This is a genomic window from Pseudomonas sp. SCB32, assembly GCF_009189165.1.
GTDB lineage: Bacteria > Pseudomonadota > Gammaproteobacteria > Pseudomonadales > Pseudomonadaceae > Pseudomonas.
Genome location: NZ_CP045118.1, coordinates 4,382,108 through 4,400,877, shown reverse-complemented (window position 1 = coordinate 4,400,877; position 18,770 = coordinate 4,382,108). Strand labels below are relative to the sequence as shown.

Genomic DNA, 18,770 nt, shown 5'->3' with positions numbered 1-18,770 from the left:
TACGTCGCTCAGGCGGCTGGCCGGTGAAGCGGCAGGTCGATGCTGGCCAGGAAACCGCCGTCGGGATGGTTGCCCAGGCGTAGCCGGCCGCCGTGGCGCTCGATGGCGCGGCGAGCGATGGCCAGGCCCAGGCCGTGACCGGGGCTACTCTGGTTGGGTGCGCGGAAGAAGGGTTCGCCCAGTTGCGCCAGGTGCTCCTCGCTGGCGCCGGGACCGTGGTCGCGCACGCTGATATGCAGGCGTTCGCCCTCGACCCGGGCGTGCACCTCCAGCGGCTGCTCGGCGGGATTGAAGCGCAGGGCATTGCGCAGCAGGTTGTCCAGGGCGCGTTCGAGCATGTCTGGCCAGCCGTCGAGCGTGAGTTCCGGCGCGATATCCAGCTGGATCTGCTGGTCCGGGTAAAGCAGCTGGGCGTCGTCGCGCAGGCGTTCGAACAGCGGCAGTAATGGGACCTGGCTGGCCGGGCCGGGGTCGGCGTCGAGGCGGGCGAGGGCAAGGATTTCGCCGATCAGAGCTTCCAGTCGATCGCACTCCTGCTCCAGGCGCGGCCACATGGCGGCGCGCTGCTCGGGGTCGGCGCGTTCGGCCAGGGCCAGCGCGATGCGCAGGCGCGCCAGGGGCGAGCGCAGCTCATGGGAAACGTCACGCAGCAGCTGGCGCTGGCTGCTGATCAGGCGCTGCAGGCGGGCGCCCATGCGGTTGAAGTCGCGCGCCAGTACGCCAAGCTCGTCGCCGCGGCGTGACAGCCGGGCGAGGCTGTCCTGCTGGTACGCGGTCTGGCCGAGGTCGTGCACGGCGCGGCGCAAGCGGTTCAGCGGACGGGTGATGGAGAGCGTCAGCAGCAGGCTGAATACGGTCAGCACCACCAGGGCGATACCCAGCGCGCTGAGGGGCCAGAGCAGGCTGCCTCGATGCCAGGCTTGCAGCGCCGGGTGGGGAATTCGGTAGATGAACAGGTAAGTCTGGTCGGTGCGGGGGCTGACGTATTCCTGACTCAGTTGGCGCCAGGGGAAGCGCGGCAGGCTCTCCCGGTCGAAAGCGCCGCTCGGCCGGGGCGGGCGCGGCAGGTAGGTGCCGTTGACCAGGCGCTGGCCGCTCTCATCGAGTACCTGCACCGAGAGTTCGTACTGCTGCCGGCGGGCGTCCAGCAGCCCCTGGGCCGCTTCCGGACCGCGGGTTTCATAGAGCAGGGTCCATTGCCTGGCGAGGTCATGCAAGCCTGGATAACGGGCGATGACCCAGGTGTCCTGGTTGAGGGCGCGGCCCAACAGGATAGACAGTCCGGCCACCAGCAGCAGGGCGAGCCAGAAGGCGGCGAGAATCCGCCAGAAGAGTGAGCGCATGGTCTTCCTGTTCAGCCGCATGGGGTATCCGTATAGGGGCGCCGCTGACGGCAGGACGCCGGGAAAGTCCCGGCGTCTGTGCCTTTACTGGGCGATCAGTTGGTCATGGCGTCTTTATGGGATTTCGCCCACTCGGCCCGGCGCTGCTCGCGCTGTTGCTTCAGATCGTCGAACTTCTTCTGCTGGTCGGGCGTCAGCAGGCCGCGGATGCTGGTTTCAGCCTTGTCGCGGTTGGCCTTGAGCTCTTCCTGCATGGCCTTGCGGTCGGCTTCGGGCAGCTTGTTCCAGTACTTCTCGGTGATTTCGTGGCGATTCTTCATGGAATCGCCCATCAGCTTGCCGATCTGCTGGCGCTGGTCCGGGGTCAGGTTCAGTTCACGCATCATTGCTCCGCGCTCGCCGCGCATCATCCCGTGGTCATGGTCTTTCATGTACGGGGCCGGCGGCGGAGCGTCGGTCGGCGCGGGAGTGGCCGCCAGCGCGACGGTCGGCAGGGCAGCGGCGATCAGCAGGGCGGTCAGGGTCTTGCGCATGGTGTTTCTCCTTTCAGGGACCGGTCGTTACCGGATGGGCCCAGTCTAGGGTCGGCAAGGTCAAGGGCGGTCAGTCACAGGTAAAGCTTCGGTAAAGATTACCTGAGGCGTCGCTACGAACTTTACGAAAGCCTGCGTCTTCGCGCTTCAGGGGGCGTAGCCCCGGCGCTTCAAGGCGCGTAGAAATACCCGCGGCCGCGCAGGGCGAGGATGCGCGGGCGACCGTCGGGGTGGCCGCCGAGCTTCTTGCGCAGGTTGCTGACGTGCATGTCCAGGCTGCGGTCGTACAGGGTCAGCTTGCGGCCCAGCGCGAGCTGCGCCAGGGCCTGCTTGTCCAGCGGTTCGCCCGGCTGGCGTAACAGGGCTTCGAGGATGCGGCTCTCGGAGAGGGTCAGGCTGATCTCTTCCGCGCCAATGGTGGCGATGCCGCGCGACAGGTTCAGCGCCAGGTCGCCCAGCTCCAGCTGTGCGCTGGGTTGCGCCGGGTGGCTGCGGCGTAGCACGGCGCGCAGGCGGGCGGTGAGTTCGCGCGGATCGCAGGGCTTGGCCAGGTAGTCGTCGGCGCCCAGTTCCAGGCCGAGGATGCGGTCCAGCGGTTCGCCACGGGCGGAGAGCATCAGCACGGGCAGGTCCGGATGTTCGCCGCGCAGTTGCTTGAGCAGCTCCAGCCCACTGCCGTCGGGCAGCATCACGTCGAGTACGACCGCGTCCGGGGCGCGGCTGGCCAGCGCGGCGCGCGCCTGCGCGCCGTCGTGGGCGGCACGGATGCTGAAGCCTTCCTGAACCAGCCAGGTGCCGAGCAGCTCGCAGAGCTCGCGGTCATCGTCGATCAGCAGCAGTTCACTCATGAAATCGGTTCTTTCAGTTGATCCATTCGCGGCGCTGCCGACGGCGACTGCCACGGCTCAGCGCGCCGAGGAGAAAGGCCAGCACGGCGGTAGCGCCACCGCTGAGGTACCAGGTCTGTTGCTCGGTCAGCAGGCGCGGCGGCTGTTGCGACTGCGCTTCGAGCAGTTTCAACTTCAGGCGCTGGTTCTCCTGGCGCAGTCGGCCGATGACGGCTTCGTCCTGGCTATTGTCAGGGTTGGCCAGCTGGGCGGCCAGCGCCTGGCGCTGCTGCTCGCTCTCGGCCAGACGGCGTTGCAGGTCGTCATGGGCACTGGCGTTGCCCGCATCGATGACTTCGACAGCGGCGGCCGGTGGCTGTTCCGGAGCGGATTCTTCGGCCAGGGCGGCCAGGGGTAGGGCGAGGCAGGTGAGCAGGGGCAGACGGTGCATCGGGACTCCTTGTTCGATGATGTACCGCCGTCCACGGCCTTCCCGGCGGTGTCCGGCTGCGATTCCCCGCGAACGTCCCTGCCGCGGGGCTGCAAGGGGTGGCGCGGTTACGGCAGGACTTTCTTGAACGGCTTGACCACGACGTCGGCATAGACGCCGGCGGCGCGGTAAGGGTCGGCGTCAGCCCAGGCCTGGGCAGCGGCCAGGGATTCGAACTCGGCGACGATCAGGCTGCCGGTGAAGCCGGCGGCGCCCGGGTCGTTGCTGTCGATCGCCGGGTGCGGGCCGGCCAGTACCAGGCGGCCTTCTTCCTTCAGTTGCTCGAGGCGGGCGATGTGCGCGGGGCGAGTGGCCAGGCGGCGTTCTTGGGAAGCGGTGATATCACGGGCAATGATCGCGTAGAGCATGTCAGTCCTTGGGTTTTTCGCCGGTAGGTTCATCGTGCATGTGGCGGGCCAGGAACACGCCCTGGCCGATCAGGAACAGCAGGGTCATGCCCAGGCTGCCGAACACCTTGAAGTCCACCCAGATGCTCTGGAAGGTAAAGGCGACGAACAGCTGGACACAGCCGCAGATCAGGAAGAACAGCACCCAGGCGACGTTCAGCTTCGCCCAGAGGGAGTCGGTGAGGTGCACCGCATGGCCCATGATCCGCTGGATCAGCGGCTGGCCACCAATGAAGTGGCTGCCGGCGAAGGCCAGGGCGAACAGCCAGTTCACCACCGGCGCCTTCCACTTGAGGAAGGTCTCGCTGTGGAACGCCAGGGTCATGCCGCCGAACAACAGGCAGGCGGCAAGGGTGACCCATTGGCCCTTGTCGAGCCTGCGCTGCTTGATCAGCAGGGCACCGTAGACCACCACGGAGGCGGCGATCAGCATGGCGGTAGCGCTGTAGATGCCGCCGACCGAGAAGCTCTGGCCGGCGAACTCGACGGTGCGCGGGTCGAGCTTGTAGACGAGGAAGAACAGGATGAGGGGGATGAAATCGATGAATTGCTTCATTACGGCAGCCAGAGCCCAGTAGAGCCGGCATAATACCAACCTGTGGGTGAACTGAAAGCCTCATCCGCCCAACGCCGTGCCGCGTCATGGTTTCAACGGATTACCGTGAGAGCCGGTGCGCATAAGCGTCTATACAGAAAGTAGCCGTCCCCCTTCCTACGGAACCCCGCATGCGAGTCGATTTGCACTGCCACAGCACCGCGTCCGACGGACTCCTCAGCCCGACGGCCCTGGTCGAACGCGCTCATGGGCGCGGCGTGCGTGTGCTGGCGCTGACCGACCACGACACCCTCGACGGGCTCCCCGAAGCCCGGGAAGCCGCGCGTCAGCTGGGCATGGAACTGGTCGACGGCGTCGAGCTGTCCTGCACCTGGGGTGGCGCGACCATCCATGTACTGGGCTATGGCTTCGATTCGCAGGCCGAATCGCTGGTCAAGGCCCTCGACGACCTGCATCGCGCCCGCTGGACCCGCGCCGAGGAGATCGGCCGGCGCCTGGAGGCCAAGGGCATGCCGGGCGCCTTCGAGGGCGCGCGGGCGGTGCAGCGTGAACTGGGCGACAGTGAGAATGCCCCGGCGCGCCCGCATTTCGCCGAGTACCTGCTGCGCCAGGGCTACGTCAGCGACCGCGCCGAAGCTTTCCGCAAGTGGCTGGGCGCCGGCAAGCTGGGCGACGTCAAGCAGCACTGGCCAGCCCTCGCCGACGCGGTCGGTACCCTGCGCGCCGCCGGTGCCTGGATCAGCCTGGCGCATCCCTACCAATACGATTTCACGCGCACCAAGCGGCGCAAGCTGGTCGCCGACTTCATCGCCGCCGGTGGCCACGCCATCGAGGTGGTCAACGGCCCGCAACCGGCGGAGCAGGTTGGCGTGCTCAGCATCATCGCCCGCGAGTTCGGCCTGATGGTCACCGCCGGCAGCGATTTCCACGGCCCCAGCGACTGGTCCGAACTGGGCCTGTACCGCGCGGTGCCGGACGACCTGTCGCCGCTCTGGCCGCGTTTTGCCAATGCGGACAACGCCCTAGGGAACAAGGAGACTCAATGAGCCAGTTCTTTCAGGTCCACCCGGAGAACCCCCAGTCGCGCCTGATCAAGCAGGCGGTGGAAATCGTCCGCCAGGGCGGCGTGATCGCCTATCCCACCGACTCCTCCTACGCACTGGGCTGCCGGATCGGCGAAAAGTCGGCGGTGGAGCGCATCCGCCACATCCGCCGGCTGGACGACAAGCACAACTTCACCCTGGTCTGCCGCGACCTTTCCGAACTGGGGCTCTACGCCAAGGTCGACACCGGCCTGTTCCGCCTGCTCAAGGCGCATACCCCGGGGCCCTACACCTTCATCCTCAACGCCACCCGCGAAGTACCGCGCATGCTGCTGCACCCCAAGCGTCGCACCATCGGCCTGCGGGTGCCGAGCTGCCCCATTGCCCTGGCGCTGCTGGAGGAGCTGGGCGAGCCGCTGATGAGCGTCAGCCTGATCCTGCCGGGGCAGACCGAGCCGCTGAACGACCCGTACGAGATGCGTGACCAGCTGGAGCACCTGGTGGACCTGATCATCGATGGCGGCTACGGCGGCGGCGAGGCGTCCACGGTGATCGCGCTGACCGACGAAGACCCGGTGGTGGTGCGCGTCGGTTGCGGCGACCCCGAGCCGTTCATGGTCAGCGCCTGAGGGCTGGTTCACGAGTTCGCGAGCCCGTTCAACGCAGCCGTTCGTGAGCAGGCCCGGCGCCTATACTGCGCACTTCGTTCGATGACTCTGCGAGGTTGATCTTTGGCCAGCGTCGATTCCCAACGCCGCGTGCTGTCCGGCATGCGCCCCACCGGCCGCCTGCACCTGGGGCATTACCACGGCGTGCTGCAGAACTGGGTGAAGCTGCAGCACGAGTACGAGTGTTTCTTCTCCATCGTCGATTGGCATGCCCTGACCACCGAGTACGACGAGACCGAGGGCATCCGCCAGCATGTGCGTGACATGGCCATCGACTGGCTGGCGGTGGGTGTCAGCCCCAGCGCGGCGACCCTGTTCATCCAGTCCCAGGTGCCCGAGCACGCCGAGCTGCACCTGCTGCTGTCGATGATCTGCCCGCTGTCCTGGCTGGAGCGGGTGCCGACCTATAAGGAGCTGCAGGAAAAGCTCAACCACAAGGACCTCTCGACCTACGGCTTCCTCGGCTATCCACTGCTGCAGGCGGCGGACATCCTGATCTATCGCGCCGGCTGGGTGCCGGTGGGGTCCGATCAGTTCGCCCACGTCGAGTTCAGCCGCGAGATCGCCCGCCGCTTCAACCATCTGTACGGTGGCGAGGACGACTTCGAGGAGCGGGTGCAGACCGCCATCGGTCGCCTCGGCAAGAAGACCGGCAAGCTCTACTCCAGCCTGCGCCGTACCTGGCAGGAGCAGGGTGACGGCGAGGCGCTGGAGACCGCGCGGGCGTTGCTCAAGGAGCAGCAGAATCTGACCCTGGGTGACCGCGAGCGGCTGTTCGGCTACCTCGAAGGCAGCAGCCGGCTGCTGTTGCCCGAGCCGCAGACCCTGGTCAGTCACGCCCCGAAGATGCCGGGGCTGGATGGCCACAAGATGTCCAAGTCCCACGGCAATACAGTCGCCCTGCGCGACAGTCCGGCGGAGGTGGAGGAAAAGATCGCGCGGATGCCCACCGACCCTGCAAGGGTCCATCGCAATGATCCGGGCGACCCCGAGCGCTGCCCGGTGTGGCAGTGGCATCTGATCTATTCCGACAGCGGCTGCCGGCAGTGGGTGCAGGAGGGTTGCCGCAGCGCCGGCATCGGCTGCCTGGACTGCAAGCGGCCGCTGATCGAGTCGATCCAGCAGGAACTGGCGCCGATCCAGGAGCGCGCGCTGGACTACGAGGACAACCCGGAGCTGGTGCGCAGCATCCTCGCCGAAGGCGCCGAGCATGCCCGCGAGACCGCCCGCGAAACGCTGGTGGAAGTGCGCCATGCCATGGGGTTGTCCTACCGCTGAAGACTGTCCCTGCCCGTAGGCGCGAATGTCTTTGGGCTCCCGCGTTCGCGGGAGTGACGGGGCGAGTTCCTTTGCGTCATCCCCCTGAACGCGGGGCGCGGCTTCATCGCGAACAGCGCTTGCGCTGGCCCGAAGGGGGATCACCCAGAAACCACGTAGGAGCAACTGTCTTTTGGGCTCCCGCGTTCGCGGGAGTGACGATGTCGTGCACCGCGCTCCGCAATCGTCTTCCCCGCGAACGCGGGGACCCAGAAACAATGTAGGACCTTGTCCGCGAAATCCATCGCGGCGGAACTCTCACTGACAGGCTGGCTCCATAGTGCCACGCCGGCTTCCGCGGTGGCGTTGGTCCTGCAACACGGAAATGGCGGCGGGAATTCGCGGACAAGAGCTAGGCGCCCCCGTCGCTCCTACGAAGAGCATCACCACCGCGTGATGTGACACCGCCCATCCCTTCCGCCATTTCCCCCACCCACCGCCGGCAAAAGCAGGGATAATGCCGCCTATATCTCCCCCAAGAGCCTGACGAGTGGCCGATGAGTGACCTGACCGAGCCGGACGATCCATCCAGCGCCACCGAATACCGGGCCCCGGTACAGCTGGCGCTGGTCTACGGCGAGGCCCTGACCGAGCTGCCGCAGGACCTGTACATCCCGCCGGACGCCCTGGAAGTTTTCCTCGAAGCCTTCGAAGGCCCGCTCGACCTGCTGCTCTACCTGATCCGCAAGCAGAACATCAACATCCTCGACATCCCGGTGGCGGAAATCACTCGCCAGTACATGGGCTACGTCGAGCTGATGAAATCGGTGCGCCTGGAACTAGCCGCCGAGTACCTGGTGATGGCCGCCATGCTCGCCGAGATCAAGTCGCGCATGCTGCTGCCGCGGTCGGCGGAGGCCGAGGAAGAAGAGGATGACCCGCGCGCCGAGCTGATCCGACGCCTCCAGGAATACGAGCGCTTCAAGAAGGCCGCCGAGGACCTCGACACCCTGCCGCGCCTGGGCCGCGACATCATCCTGCCCAGCGTCGCCGCCCCGGATGCGCGGGCGCGCAAGCTGCTGCCCGACGTCGACATGCAGGAGCTGATGCTGTGCATGGCCGAGGTGCTGCGCCGCGCGGACCTGTTCGAGAGCCACCAGGTCACCCGCGAGATGCTCTCCACCCGCGAGCGCATGACTGAAATCCTCGAACGCCTCAAGGGCGCGGGCTTCGTGCCCTTCATCAGCCTGTTCCGGGTCGAGGAGGGCAAGCTCGGTGTGGTGGTGACCTTCATGGCCGTGCTGGAGCTGGTGAAGGAGCAACTGGTGGAACTGGTGCAGAACGCCGCCTTCGCGCCGATCCACGTGCGCGCCCGCACCGAGACCACGGAAGGCGCGCCTTCCACCGAAGCGGTACAGGACGAAGGCGAGGGCGCCTTCGAGCCCAAGGAAATGGAGCCTCCGGAGCCAACGCTCGATGAACTTGATGATTCGCTCTGAACAACCCGGCGACCACGCCGCCATCGACGCCCTGCTGCGTGCGGCCTTTGCCGATCATCCGCACAGCCGGCAGACCGAGCACCTGCTGGTGCAGGCCCTGCGCGAGGAAGGCGCGCTCAGCCTGGCGCTGGTAGCCGAGGACGCTGGTGAAGTGGTCGGCTACCTGGCGGCCTCGACAGTGACCATCGACGGTAAATCCATCGGCTGGCTGGGCCTGGGCCCGTTGGCGGTGCTGCCGGCGCGGCAGAAGGCCGGCATCGGCGCCGCACTGGCGCAGGCCTGCCTGGAGCAACTGCGCGCCGAAGGCGTGGCCGGCTGTGTGCTGGTGGGCGATCCGGCTTACTATGCGCGCTTCGGCTTCGTCGCCGATGACAGCCTGGTATTCCCCGGCATTCCCGCCCCTTACTGCCAATGTCTGCGCCTGACTGCGCAGGCCCGGGCGGTGCGCGGCGAGGTGGCCTATCACCCGGCATTTACCCGTTTCGGCTGACCCACTGAGCGACTCGATGAACCTGTCCGACCCCAAAGAACTGGCGACCCTGCTCGAAGGCATCCTCCTGGCTGCCGGCAAGCCGCTGTCGCTGGAACGCCTCGGCGAGCTGTTCGAGGAGGCTGAGCGCCCCGAACCGCAACAGTTCCGCGATGCGCTGGCGGTGCTGTCGCTGTCCTGCGCCGGCCGGGCCTTCGAGTTGAAGGAGGTAGCCACCGGTTATCGCCTGCAAGTACGGGAAAAGCTCGCCCCCTGGGTTGGCCGTCTGTGGGAGGAGCGTCCGCAGCGCTACTCCCGTGCACTGCTGGAGACCCTGGCGCTAATCGCCTACCGCCAGCCGATCACCCGTGGCGAGATAGAGGAGATCCGTGGCGTCGCGGTGAACACCCAGATCGTCAAGACGCTGATGGAGCGCGAGTGGATTCGCATCGTCGGCTACCGCGAGGTTCCCGGCCGCCCGGCCATGCTCGCCACCACCCGCACCTTCCTCGACTACTTCAACCTGAAGAGCCTGGAAGAGCTGCCGCCGCTGGCCGAACTGAAGCTGATGGAGCCCGAGCCCCAGCCGATCCTCGAAGACATGGCGCCAACGGTCAGCCTGCCGGGACCCGAGGAGTACGACGAGGACTACGTCCCGCCGTCATTGCAGGCGCTGGCCGACCAGGCCCTGCGCGATGCCGGCGAGGAGCCGGAGCCCGCGCCGCCGGAGGAAAAGCCGGAGGAAACCAGTTTCCGCAGCCTGCTCGCCGAGCTGGATGAGATGGAGCAGGGCCTGAAGACCGACTTCGACGACCTCATCGACCTGCCGCCGGCGGACGCCGAGGACAATGGCGTGGATGCCGATTTCACCGGCGTCTTCGGGCTGCCCGAGGTTCAGCCGGCGGGCGCGGCGCAGGCGCCCGCCGAGACCGAAGTGCCCGTTGTTCCTGGCGCGGAACCCGAGGCGAGCGCCACACCACCGGCTGCAGCGGCGGAAGAAGAGTGGGACGAGGAGCGCGCCCTGCGCGAAGCCATGCTCGAGGAAATGGAGTTCAACGCGCGCAATCGCGACCATTGATGCCATTCCATCGGCGCTTTCCAGCCGTTCGGTGATTGACTTCCGTCTTCCACGAGACGACCTTATGTGCCGCGTTGAGGCGTGCCGACGGCGAAACCCGGGGAAATCGTCGGCAAAGGCCTCCGCAACCGGTATCGATACTCCAACCTTCTGCAGCGAGCTGGCGCCTGTCGCCGGTTGCTGAGTGCCCATATGAAAAGAACTCCAATCAGCCGTATCTGCTGGCTCGGCCTCCTGCTGGGCCTGAACAGCACTTTGCTCAGCGCAACCGAAGGCCCTGCCGTGCCGCTGCCCGGACAGTCGAAGGATGCTTTCATCGACAGCCTGATGCAGCGCATGACGCTGGAAGAGAAGATCGGCCAGCTGCGTCTGGTCAGCGTCGGTCCCGACCATCCCAAGCCGGTACTGCTGGAAGAGATCGCCGCCGGTACCACCGGCGCGGTGTTCAACACCGTGGTGCGCCCGGGCATTCGCGACCTGCAGGACGCGGCGATGAAAAGCCGGCTGAAGATCCCGCTGTTCTTCGCCTATGACGTGGTCCACGGCCATCGCACCGTGTTCCCCATCGGCCTGGGCCTTGCAGCCAGCTGGGATCTGGCCTCCATCGAGCGCAGCGCTCGCGTTTCGGCCATCGAAGCCAGCGCCGACGGCCTCAACCTGACCTATTCGCCTACCGTCGACATCGCCCGCGACCCGCGCTGGGGCCGCGTCTCCGAAGGTTTCGGCGAGGACGCCTGGCTGACCAGCAAGGTCGCCGCCGCAGTGGTCAAGGGCTACCAGGGCAAGGGCCTGGACCAGCCGGAAACCATCATGGCCGGGGTCAAGCACTTCGCCCTGTACGGCGCTGGTGAGGGTGGCCGGGACTACAACACCGTGGACATGAGCCCGCAGCGCATGTTCCAGGACTACCTGCCACCTTATCGCGCCGCCATCGAGGCCGGCGCGGGTGCGGTGATGGTGTCGCTGAACAGCATCAACGGCGTACCCGCCACCGCCAACACCTGGCTGCTGCAGGACCTGCTGCGCGGCCAGTGGGGCTACAAGGGCCTGACCCTGAGCGACCACGGCGCGGTGGGCGAGCTGATCAAGCACGGCGTGGCCGCCAACGAGCGCGACGCCACTCGCCTGGCGATCAACGCCGGCGTCGAAATGAACATGAACGACGATCTCTACGGCAAGCACATGCCCGAGCTGCTCAAGGCAGGGAAGATCAGCCAGGCCGAGATCGACCGTGCCTGCCGCGACGTGCTGGCGGCCAAGTGGGACATGGGCCTGTTCAAGGACCCGTACCGTTACCTGCAAGGCACCGACCCGGTGGATACCGACGCCGAGGAGCGCCTGCACCGCGCCGACGCCCGCGAGATCGCGCGCAAGGGCATGGTCCTGCTGAAGAACCAGAACGGCGTGCTGCCGCTCAAGCGTGACGGCGTGATCGCCCTGATCGGCCCGCTGGTCGACAGCAAGCGCGATGTGATGGGCAGCTGGTCTGCCGCTGGCAAGGCGTTCCAGGCGGTGACCGTGCTCGAAGGCATGGGTGCGGCGACCCATGGCAAGGCCGCGCTGCTCTACGCCAAGGGCGCCAACGTTACCGACGACGAAGAGATCATCAAGTACCTCAACGAATACAACGAGGACGTCAGCGTCGACTCCCGCAGCCCGAAGGCGATGATCGACGAGGCGGTGGCCAAGGCGAAGCAGGCCGACGTGGTGGTTGCCGTGGTCGGCGAGGCCCAGGGCATGGCCCACGAGGCGTCGAGCAAGACCAACCTGCACATCGCGCAGAGCCAGATCGAGCTGCTCAAGGCCCTCAAGGCCACTGGCAAGCCGCTGGTGCTGGTGCTGATGAACGGACGCCCGTTGGACCTGCGCTGGGAAAGCGAGAATGCCGACGCCATCCTGGAAACCTGGTTCAGCGGCACCGAGGGTGGTAACGCCATCGCCGACGTGCTGTTCGGCGACTACAACCCGGCGGGCAAGCTGAGCATGACCTTCCCGCGCTCGGTGGGTCAGGTGCCGATCTACTACAACCACCTGAACACCGGTCGCCCGTTCGATCACGAGCACCCGAACAAGTACACCTCGCGCTATTTCGATTCGCAGAACGGCCCGCTGTACCCCTTCGGCTTCGGCCTGAGCTACACCGACTTCAGCGTCTCGGATGTGAAGATGTCGGCCGCCACGCTGAAGAAGGGTGACCAACTGACCGCTAGCGTGACTGTGAAGAACACCGGCAAGGTCGCCGGCGAGACCGTGGTGCAGCTCTACCTGCGCGACGTCGCCGCTTCGATCAGCCGCCCGGTGAAGGAGCTCAAGGGCTTCAGCAAGATCATGCTCAAGCCGGGTGAGTCGAAGGTGGTGCAGTTCCCGATCCGCGAGGAAGACCTGCGCTTCTACGACAGCCAGCTGCGCTACGCGTCTGAGCCCGGCGAGTTCAAGGTCTACGTCGGCCTGGATTCGGACAACGTGAAGGAGCAGAGCTTCACGCTGCTTTAATCGTCACTCGCGTCTCAAACGAAAACGCCACGGCTCATCGAGCCGTGGCGTTTTTCTTTTTCAGGCCGCCGTGTTCGCCAGCTTTCTGGCCCGGCGCCCGATTATCCAGCGCAACGCGCCCTGCACCAGTGCTGACAGCAGCGCCGCTTCGGCAAAGCTCTGCAGGGTGTCGGTTTCCGGCAGTCGCAACGCCAGCCACAGGCAGAAGGCGCCGAAGGCCGGGCGCCCGGTAACCATGCCGCGCAGCAGGACGATGACGAAGCCCGCGCCATTCAGCCGTTGCGACGACACGCAGAGCACGATGGAGAGCAGCGGGAACACCGCCAGCAGGCCGCTCCAGCTCGGTCCGGCCCAGCCGGCGAGGGCGGTGACGGAGAGCGTCAGTACGGCGCCAGCGAGCATGCGCAGGCCCAATTCGAAGCGTCCGATGGGGGCGATGACCGCCGGCAGCTCCGCGCGTGGCATGAACAGCTGGCTGGTCAGTGTGCCCAGTGCCGCGGCAGCCAGGGCCCAGGCGGGGAGGGCAGGCAGTTGCGTCAGCCCCCAGGCGGCGATCAGCCAGACCAGCATCGCGCCGCTCAGCGCCAGTGGCCAGGCGTGGCGCCGGCAGGTCCAGGCATAGGTGAAGTTGAATGCCTCCGACGCGAAGATCGCGGCCAGTGCCAGCAGCGCGGCCTGGGCGCCGAAATCGCGACCGTGCTCGAGGGTGATCAGGTAGAGAATCGGCCCGGTGATCGCGGGCAGGGTGGCGAGGCAGCCGGCGACGGCGGGGCCCCACCAGCGGCCGGAGAGCGAGATCAGCAACAGGAACAGCGGAACCAGGGTGAGCTTGAGGGCGAGCATGGAGGTGGCGGGCAAAGAGTGACGGCGGATTCTAGCAAGGGCGGGGCTGGGTGCGATTGGCGGCGTCGATGGTAGCGATGGAGAATCCGACACGCGCATGTAGGATGGCGTAGAGCGCAGCGAAACCCATCGATTCCGTGCACCGGCAGCATGGGTTTCGCTGCGCTCTACCCATCCTACGAACAGCCGGGGACCCTTACCCCCGCGCCGCCGCCATCGCCCGCGCCGTATCCAGCATGCGGTTGGAGAAGCCCCACTCGTTGTCGTACCAGGCCATCACCTTGACCAACTTGCCGCTCACCCGCGTGTGGCTGGCGTCGAAAATCGCCGAGTGCGAGTCGTGGTTGAAGTCCACCGAGACCAGCGGCTGACGATTGAAGCCAAGGATCGCCGAGCCCTGGCTGGCGCGCTCGAACAGCGCATTGATCTCTTCGACATGGGCCGCGCGGGCGACCTGCACCGTGAGGTCCACCAGCGACACGTTGATCACTGGTACTCGAACCGCCAGCCCGGTCAGCTTGCCGGCCAGCTCCGGCAACACCAGGCCCACTGCGTCGGCGGCGCCGGTGCGGGTGGGGATCATCGACTGGGTCGCCGAGCGCGCCCGGTAGGGGTCGCTGTGGTAAACGTCGGAAAGGTTCTGGTCGTTGGTATAGGCGTGGATGGTGGTCATCAGGCCGTGCTCGATACCCAGTTCACGGTGCAGCACCTCGGCCACCGGCGCCAGGCAGTTGGTGGTGCAGGAGGCGTTGGAGACGATCCGGTGCGTCGGCCGCAGGATGTGTTCGTTGACGCCATACACCACCGTGGCGTCGACACCCTGGCCCGGCGCCGAGATCAACACCTGGCGCGCGCCGGCGGCGAGGTGTGCGGCAGCCTTGTCGCGGGCGGTGAAGAGGCCGGTACATTCCAGCACGATATCCACCTCCAGCGCCTTCCAGGGCAGTTCTGCCGGGTTGCGGATGGCCGTGACGGCGATCCGGTCGCCCCCTACGCTAAGGCTTTCCGCGTCATGCTCGACCTGGCCGGGGAAGCGCCCGTGCACGCTGTCGTACTGCAGCAGATGGGCGTTGATCGCCGCATCACCCAGGTCATTGATCGCCACCACTTGCAGGTGCTGGCGATAGGGCTCGGAGTAGAGTGCGCGGAGGACGTTCCGACCGATGCGGCCGAATCCATTGATCGCCAGGCGTATAGTCATGAAGGTCGTCTCTTTTCTTTTGTTGTGGTAAAAAACATTAAATTTCTGCTTCGAAGAAAAGTAAACGCTTTGTATTCGAAGATTATGTTGTAAAAACAACAACTGATAGTCTGTAGGAGAATGCTGCCATGCACCCCCGTGTGCTCGAAGTCACCCAGCGCATCCAGGCCCGCAGCGCGGCCACGCGCCAGCGCTACCTCGACCTGGTCAAGGCAGCCGCCACCAAGGGCCCGCACCGTGGCACGCTGCCCTGCGGCAACCTCGCCCACGGCGTCGCCGCTTGTGGTGAATCCGACAAGCAGGCCCTGCGGCTGATGAACCAGGCCAACGTGGCCATCGTCTCCGCCTACAACGACATGCTTTCCGCGCACCAGCCGCTGGAGCGCTTCCCCGAACTGATCAAGGACGCCCTGCGGCAGATCGGCTCGATCGGCCAGTTCGCCGGCGGCGTGCCGGCCATGTGTGACGGCGTGACCCAGGGCGAGCCGGGGATGGAACTGTCCCTGGCCAGCCGTGACGTGATCGCCATGGGCACCGCCATCGCGCTGTCCCACAACATGTTCGACGCCGCGCTGTGCCTGGGCGTGTGCGACAAGATCGTCCCCGGCCTGCTGATCGGCTCGCTGCGCTTCGGCCACCTGCCGGTGGTCTTCGTGCCCGCAGGCCCCATGCCTACCGGCATCTCCAACAAGGAGAAGGCCGCAGTGCGCCAGCTGTTCGCCGAAGGCAAGGCCACCCGCGAGGAGCTGCTGGCCTCGGAGATGGCCTCCTACCACGCGCCGGGCACCTGCACCTTCTACGGCACCGCCAACACCAACCAGTTGCTGGTTGAAGTGATGGGCCTGCACCTGCCGGGCGCCTCCTTCGTCAACCCGAACACCCCGCTGCGTGACGAGCTGACCCGCGAAGCCGCTCGCCAGGCCGCGCGCCTGACGCCGGAGAACGGCCAGTTCGTGCCAATGGCGGAGATCGTCGACGAGAAGGCCATGGTCAACTCCGTGGTTGCATTGCTGGCCACCGGCGGCTCGACCAACCACACCCTGCACCTGCTGGCCATCGCCCAGGCCGCCGGCATCCAGCTGACCTGGCAGGACATGGCCGAGCTCTCCGAAGTCGTGCCGACCCTGGCGCGCATCTACCCGAACGGCCAGGCCGACATCAACCACTTCCAGGCGGCGGGCGGCATGTCCTTCCTGATCCGCCAGCTGCTCGATGGCGGCCTGCTGCATGAAGACGTGCAGACCGTGGTCGGCAAGGGGCTGCGTCGCTACATCCAGGAGCCCTTCCTCGACGAGGGCAAGCTGGTCTGGCGCGAAGGCCCGGCGGCGAGCCTGGACGAGAACATCCTGCGCCCGATCGACAAGCCGTTCTCCCCGGAAGGCGGCCTGCGCCTGATGGAAGGCAACCTCGGCCGTGGCGTGATGAAGGTGTCCGCCGTGGCGGCGGAGCACCAGATCGTCGAAGCGCCGGTACGCATCTTCCACGACCAGAACAGCCTGGCCGCCGCCTTCAAGGCCGGCGAGTTGGAGCGCGACCTGGTAGCCGTGGTGCGCTTCCAGGGTCCGCGTGCCAACGGCATGCCGGAGCTGCACAAGCTCACACCGTTCCTCGGCGTGCTGCAGGACCGGGGCTTCAAGGTGGCGCTGGTCACCGACGGGCGCATGTCCGGCGCTTCCGGCAAGGTGCCGGCGGCAATCCACGTGTCCCCGGAGGCGCTCAACGGTGGCCCGCTGGCCAAGCTGCGCGATGGCGACGTGGTGCGCGTCGACGGCACCACCGGCGAGCTGCGCGTGCTGGTGGAGGCGGCCGAATGGGACGCTCGTCCGCTGGTGGAAACCCCGGTCATCGATAACCTTGGCATGGGCCGCGAACTCTTCGCCTTCATGCGCCAGGCCTTCAGCCCGGCCGAGCAGGGGGCGTGCAGCTTCACCGCCGAGCTCAACGGCTCGCGCTGAGACATGCGCCTCCCGCGCGACGGATTGCCCATCGCGCGGGAGGGCCCGGGTCGATGGCCTATGCTGGCATGAGCCCTTTCCCACAACCTCCAGGCCGAGCTCGCCATGAATTCCAGCAGCGCCCATAACGCATTCGCCCTGGTCGGCGACATTGGTGGCACCAACGCCCGCTTTGCCCTGTGGCGTGGTGAAGTCCTCGAGTCCATCCAGATCCTGGCCTGCGCCGACTACCCGCGCCCGGAGGATGCCGTGCGCGACTACCTCCAGCGTATCGGCCAGCCGCTCTCCGCCATCCACAATGTCTGCCTGGCCTGCGCCGGGCCGGTGGGCTCCGGTGACTTCCGCTTCACCAATAACCATTGGGTGATCAAGCGCGACGCCTTCCGCGCCGCGCTGGGCCTGAGCCATCTATTGCTGGTCAACGACTTCAGCACCATGGCCTGGGCGGCGTCGCGGCTGTCGGAGGAGCACCTGGTGCAGGTGCGCCCCGGCAATGCGCTGGAGGGGCGCGCGAAACTGATCATCGGCCCTGGCACTGGCCTGGGCGTCGCCAGCTTGATGCCGCTGCCGGCCGGCGGTTGGGAGGTGCTGCCCTGCGAGGGTGGGCATGTGGACCTGCCGGTGACCTCGGAGCGCGATTTCGCTCTCTGGCAGCTGCTGCGGGAAAAGTACGGCCATGTGTCCGCCGAGCGAGTGCTCTCTGGCAGCGGTCTGGAAAACCTCTACCGCATGAGCTGTCAGATCGATGGCGTCGAGCCGCAGTGCGCCAGCGCTGCGCAGATCGGCGAGCGCGCCATGAGCGGCGATGCCTACGCCGACGCGGTGCTGGAACACTTCTTCCAGTGGCTGGCGCGGGTTGCCGGCAACGCGGCGCTGACGGTGGGCGCGCTGGGCGGTGTGTACATCACCGGCGGCATCGTTCCGCGCTTCCTCGAACGTTTCCAGCGTAGCGGTTTCGCCGCTGCCTTCTCGGCACGGGGCAAGACCAGTGGGCCGTACCTGGAGCAGGTGCCGGTGTGGGTGATGATGGCGGAGCATCCCGGCCTGTTCGGCGCCGGCGTTGCACTGGAGCAGGCCTTGCGGGCCAAGGCCTGAGCCGCGCGGGCAGGGGCTGCTCTTGTGGATGAGCATTTCGTTGGCGTGGGCGCTGCGCGTGACTAGGCTTTGCGGGTAGAATCGCCGCCTTTCATCGAATGTAGTGAAACTACAGAGATCTTCACGCCCCGGAGTGTCCGGGCAGGGATTGGATCAGGACATCCGGATAATGGTCGAGCACCCGCTGCAGCGCTTTTTTCATTCCATGCGGGCCAAGCGCCCCTTCGACTGGGTGCGCTTCCAGCGTCGCGACCTGCTGCTGATCGACCATCCGCAGTGCCAGGCGGTGTTCAGCCGCCAGGGCGCGCAACTGCTGCACTTCCAGCCACGCGGCGCGCGTCCGCTGCTGTGGTGCTCCAGCCAGTGGCCGAGCCTCAGCACGGCGCCGATCCGTGGCGGCATCCCGGTCTGCTGGCCCTGGTTCGGCAGCCATCCGGTGGAGTCCGACTGGCCCCAGCATGGCTGGGCGCGCCAGCGCGAATGGCGGATGCTCGACGCCTGGGCCGACGACAGCAAGGTGGTGGTCAGCTGGCAGCTGGATGTGGAGGACTGGCACGTGCGCCTGGAGGCGCGCCTGGGCCAGGACCTGGATATCGAACTTTCCAGCTACCACGAGGATGACAGCGACTGCCTGTTCAGTTTCGCCCTGCAGCCATACTGGCGCGTGGGCTCGCTGCGCCGCTCGGTGGTCCATGGCATGGAGCTGGACGGCAAGGCCAGCGGCCTGCCCAACACCTGGGCCCCGAGCGGGGCGGTCAAGCAGGTGCTCTACAACACCGGTTCCCTGGTGCTGGAAGATGCCGGTTGGCAACGTCGCCTGCGCATCGACAAGAATGTCGGTGCCGGCAGCGTCATCTGGCACCCCGGCAGCCGCGCGGTGGAGCAGGTGGCGGCGGCCGAGGCGGATCGTTTCCTGTGCATCGGTGCGGCCGGCTACCGCGCTGGTGGGCTAATCCTTGCGCAAGGCGAGCGGATGTTGCTGAACCTGCGGGCCGGGTTGGTCTGATCAGGGC

18 protein-coding genes are annotated in these 18,770 nt (G+C 66.7%); 10 read left to right on the top strand and 8 right to left on the bottom strand.

All coding sequences use genetic code 11. From position 1 onward, the window contains the following. Nucleotides 1–8: 8 nt before the first annotated feature. The 6 genes from GA645_RS20065 to GA645_RS20040 all read right to left on the bottom strand — a co-directional run bounded on the left by GA645_RS20065 (nt 9) and on the right by GA645_RS20040 (nt 4,156). Nucleotides 9–1,343, bottom strand: coding sequence for a HAMP domain-containing sensor histidine kinase (locus GA645_RS20065; protein WP_152224720.1), 1,335 nt, complete (start codon nt 1,341–1,343; stop codon nt 9–11). A 95-nt stretch (nt 1,344–1,438) separates the two neighbouring features. Beyond that, nucleotides 1,439–1,876 carry a Spy/CpxP family protein refolding chaperone gene (locus GA645_RS20060; protein ID WP_152224719.1) on the bottom strand — a complete coding sequence of 146 codons (438 nt, stop codon included), beginning with the start codon at nt 1,874–1,876 and terminating at the stop codon, nt 1,439–1,441. 170 nt (nt 1,877–2,046) lie between these two features. Then, on the bottom strand, nt 2,047–2,724 hold the full coding sequence (locus GA645_RS20055; RefSeq protein WP_152224718.1) for a response regulator transcription factor: 678 nt from the start codon (nt 2,722–2,724) through the stop codon (nt 2,047–2,049). A gap of 13 nt (nt 2,725–2,737) precedes the next feature. Further along, on the bottom strand, nt 2,738–3,154 hold the full coding sequence (locus tag GA645_RS20050; protein ID WP_152224717.1) for a translation initiation factor 2 (IF-2, GTPase): 417 nt from the start codon (nt 3,152–3,154) through the stop codon (nt 2,738–2,740). A gap of 107 nt (nt 3,155–3,261) precedes the next feature. Beyond that, nucleotides 3,262–3,561 (bottom strand): YciI family protein, encoded by a 300-nt coding sequence (locus GA645_RS20045; protein ID WP_152224716.1) that lies wholly within the window; start codon nt 3,559–3,561, stop codon nt 3,262–3,264. Nucleotide 3,562: 1 nt separating this feature from the next. Then, complete coding sequence (locus GA645_RS20040; RefSeq protein ID WP_152224715.1) at nt 3,563–4,156, bottom strand: septation protein A; 594 nt, start codon at nt 4,154–4,156, stop codon at nt 3,563–3,565. A 170-nt stretch (nt 4,157–4,326) separates the two neighbouring features. On the opposite strand from GA645_RS20040, the gene GA645_RS20035 reads away from it, so the two are divergent. From GA645_RS20035 to bglX, 7 genes are all read left to right on the top strand, one after another. Then, on the top strand, nt 4,327–5,202 hold the full coding sequence (locus tag GA645_RS20035) for a PHP domain-containing protein (protein ID WP_152224714.1): 876 nt from the start codon (nt 4,327–4,329) through the stop codon (nt 5,200–5,202). After that, nucleotides 5,199–5,828: an L-threonylcarbamoyladenylate synthase gene (locus tag GA645_RS20030; RefSeq protein WP_152224713.1), complete on the top strand. Its 630-nt coding sequence runs from the start codon at nt 5,199–5,201 to the stop codon at nt 5,826–5,828. The genes GA645_RS20035 and GA645_RS20030 overlap by 4 nt, the downstream gene beginning before the upstream one ends. Before the next feature lie 141 nt (nt 5,829–5,969). Further along, nucleotides 5,970–7,145 carry a tryptophan--tRNA ligase gene (locus tag GA645_RS20025; RefSeq protein WP_256676206.1) on the top strand — a complete coding sequence of 392 codons (1,176 nt, stop codon included), beginning with the start codon at nt 5,970–5,972 and terminating at the stop codon, nt 7,143–7,145. 665 nt (nt 7,146–7,810) lie between these two features. Next, nucleotides 7,811–8,623 (top strand): ScpA family protein, encoded by an 813-nt coding sequence (locus GA645_RS20020; RefSeq protein ID WP_256676205.1) that lies wholly within the window; start codon nt 7,811–7,813, stop codon nt 8,621–8,623. Next, on the top strand, nt 8,601–9,113 hold the full coding sequence (locus tag GA645_RS20015) for a GNAT family N-acetyltransferase (protein ID WP_152224710.1): 513 nt from the start codon (nt 8,601–8,603) through the stop codon (nt 9,111–9,113). The genes GA645_RS20020 and GA645_RS20015 overlap by 23 nt, the downstream gene beginning before the upstream one ends. 16 nt (nt 9,114–9,129) lie before the next feature. Further along, on the top strand, nt 9,130–10,170 hold the full coding sequence (scpB, locus tag GA645_RS20010) for an SMC-Scp complex subunit ScpB (RefSeq protein ID WP_152224709.1): 1,041 nt from the start codon (nt 9,130–9,132) through the stop codon (nt 10,168–10,170). A gap of 207 nt (nt 10,171–10,377) precedes the next feature. Beyond that, entirely contained in the window at nt 10,378–12,663 is a 2,286-nt protein-coding gene (gene bglX / locus GA645_RS20005) for a beta-glucosidase BglX (protein WP_256676204.1), read from the top strand. A gap of 60 nt (nt 12,664–12,723) precedes the next feature. Here bglX and GA645_RS20000 read toward each other — a convergent pair whose 3' ends face one another. Both GA645_RS20000 and gap read right to left on the bottom strand, forming a co-directional pair. Continuing rightward, the gene (locus tag GA645_RS20000) at nt 12,724–13,506 is read right to left on the bottom strand and encodes a hypothetical protein (RefSeq protein WP_152224707.1); all 783 of its coding nucleotides are present in this window, start codon (nt 13,504–13,506) and stop codon (nt 12,724–12,726) included. 196 nt (nt 13,507–13,702) lie between these two features. After that, nucleotides 13,703–14,707 carry a type I glyceraldehyde-3-phosphate dehydrogenase gene (gap, locus tag GA645_RS19995; RefSeq protein ID WP_152224706.1) on the bottom strand — a complete coding sequence of 335 codons (1,005 nt, stop codon included), beginning with the start codon at nt 14,705–14,707 and terminating at the stop codon, nt 13,703–13,705. A 128-nt stretch (nt 14,708–14,835) separates the two neighbouring features. On the opposite strand from gap, the gene edd reads away from it, so the two are divergent. The 3 genes from edd to GA645_RS19980 all read left to right on the top strand — a co-directional run bounded on the left by edd (nt 14,836) and on the right by GA645_RS19980 (nt 18,763). After that, nucleotides 14,836–16,662 (top strand): phosphogluconate dehydratase, encoded by a 1,827-nt coding sequence (gene edd, locus GA645_RS19990; RefSeq protein WP_152224705.1) that lies wholly within the window; start codon nt 14,836–14,838, stop codon nt 16,660–16,662. Between the two features lie 105 nt (nt 16,663–16,767). Next, the gene (locus GA645_RS19985; protein ID WP_152224704.1) at nt 16,768–17,757 is read left to right on the top strand and encodes a glucokinase; all 990 of its coding nucleotides are present in this window, start codon (nt 16,768–16,770) and stop codon (nt 17,755–17,757) included. Between the two features lie 169 nt (nt 17,758–17,926). Next, nucleotides 17,927–18,763: a D-hexose-6-phosphate mutarotase gene (locus GA645_RS19980; RefSeq protein WP_152224703.1), complete on the top strand. Its 837-nt coding sequence runs from the start codon at nt 17,927–17,929 to the stop codon at nt 18,761–18,763. Nucleotides 18,764–18,770: the final 7 nt, after the last annotated feature.

Coding starts and splice junctions, on each gene's coding strand:
- GA645_RS20065 (WP_152224720.1), bottom strand. CDS start 1,343: ATGCGCTCACTCTTCTGGCGGATTCTCGCCGCCTTCTGGCTCGCCCTG.
- GA645_RS20060 (WP_152224719.1), bottom strand. CDS start 1,876: ATGCGCAAGACCCTGACCGCCCTGCTGATCGCCGCTGCCCTGCCGACC.
- GA645_RS20055 (WP_152224718.1), bottom strand. CDS start 2,724: ATGAGTGAACTGCTGCTGATCGACGATGACCGCGAGCTCTGCGAGCTG.
- GA645_RS20050 (WP_152224717.1), bottom strand. CDS start 3,154: ATGCACCGTCTGCCCCTGCTCACCTGCCTCGCCCTACCCCTGGCCGCC.
- GA645_RS20045 (WP_152224716.1), bottom strand. CDS start 3,561: ATGCTCTACGCGATCATTGCCCGTGATATCACCGCTTCCCAAGAACGC.
- GA645_RS20040 (WP_152224715.1), bottom strand. CDS start 4,156: ATGAAGCAATTCATCGATTTCATCCCCCTCATCCTGTTCTTCCTCGTC.
- GA645_RS20035 (WP_152224714.1), top strand. CDS start 4,327: ATGCGAGTCGATTTGCACTGCCACAGCACCGCGTCCGACGGACTCCTC.
- GA645_RS20030 (WP_152224713.1), top strand. CDS start 5,199: ATGAGCCAGTTCTTTCAGGTCCACCCGGAGAACCCCCAGTCGCGCCTG.
- GA645_RS20025 (WP_256676206.1), top strand. CDS start 5,970: ATGCGCCCCACCGGCCGCCTGCACCTGGGGCATTACCACGGCGTGCTG.
- GA645_RS20015 (WP_152224710.1), top strand. CDS start 8,601: ATGAACTTGATGATTCGCTCTGAACAACCCGGCGACCACGCCGCCATC.
- scpB (WP_152224709.1), top strand. CDS start 9,130: ATGAACCTGTCCGACCCCAAAGAACTGGCGACCCTGCTCGAAGGCATC.
- GA645_RS20000 (WP_152224707.1), bottom strand. CDS start 13,506: ATGCTCGCCCTCAAGCTCACCCTGGTTCCGCTGTTCCTGTTGCTGATC.
- gap (WP_152224706.1), bottom strand. CDS start 14,707: ATGACTATACGCCTGGCGATCAATGGATTCGGCCGCATCGGTCGGAAC.
- edd (WP_152224705.1), top strand. CDS start 14,836: ATGCACCCCCGTGTGCTCGAAGTCACCCAGCGCATCCAGGCCCGCAGC.
- GA645_RS19985 (WP_152224704.1), top strand. CDS start 16,768: ATGAATTCCAGCAGCGCCCATAACGCATTCGCCCTGGTCGGCGACATT.
- GA645_RS19980 (WP_152224703.1), top strand. CDS start 17,927: ATGGTCGAGCACCCGCTGCAGCGCTTTTTTCATTCCATGCGGGCCAAG.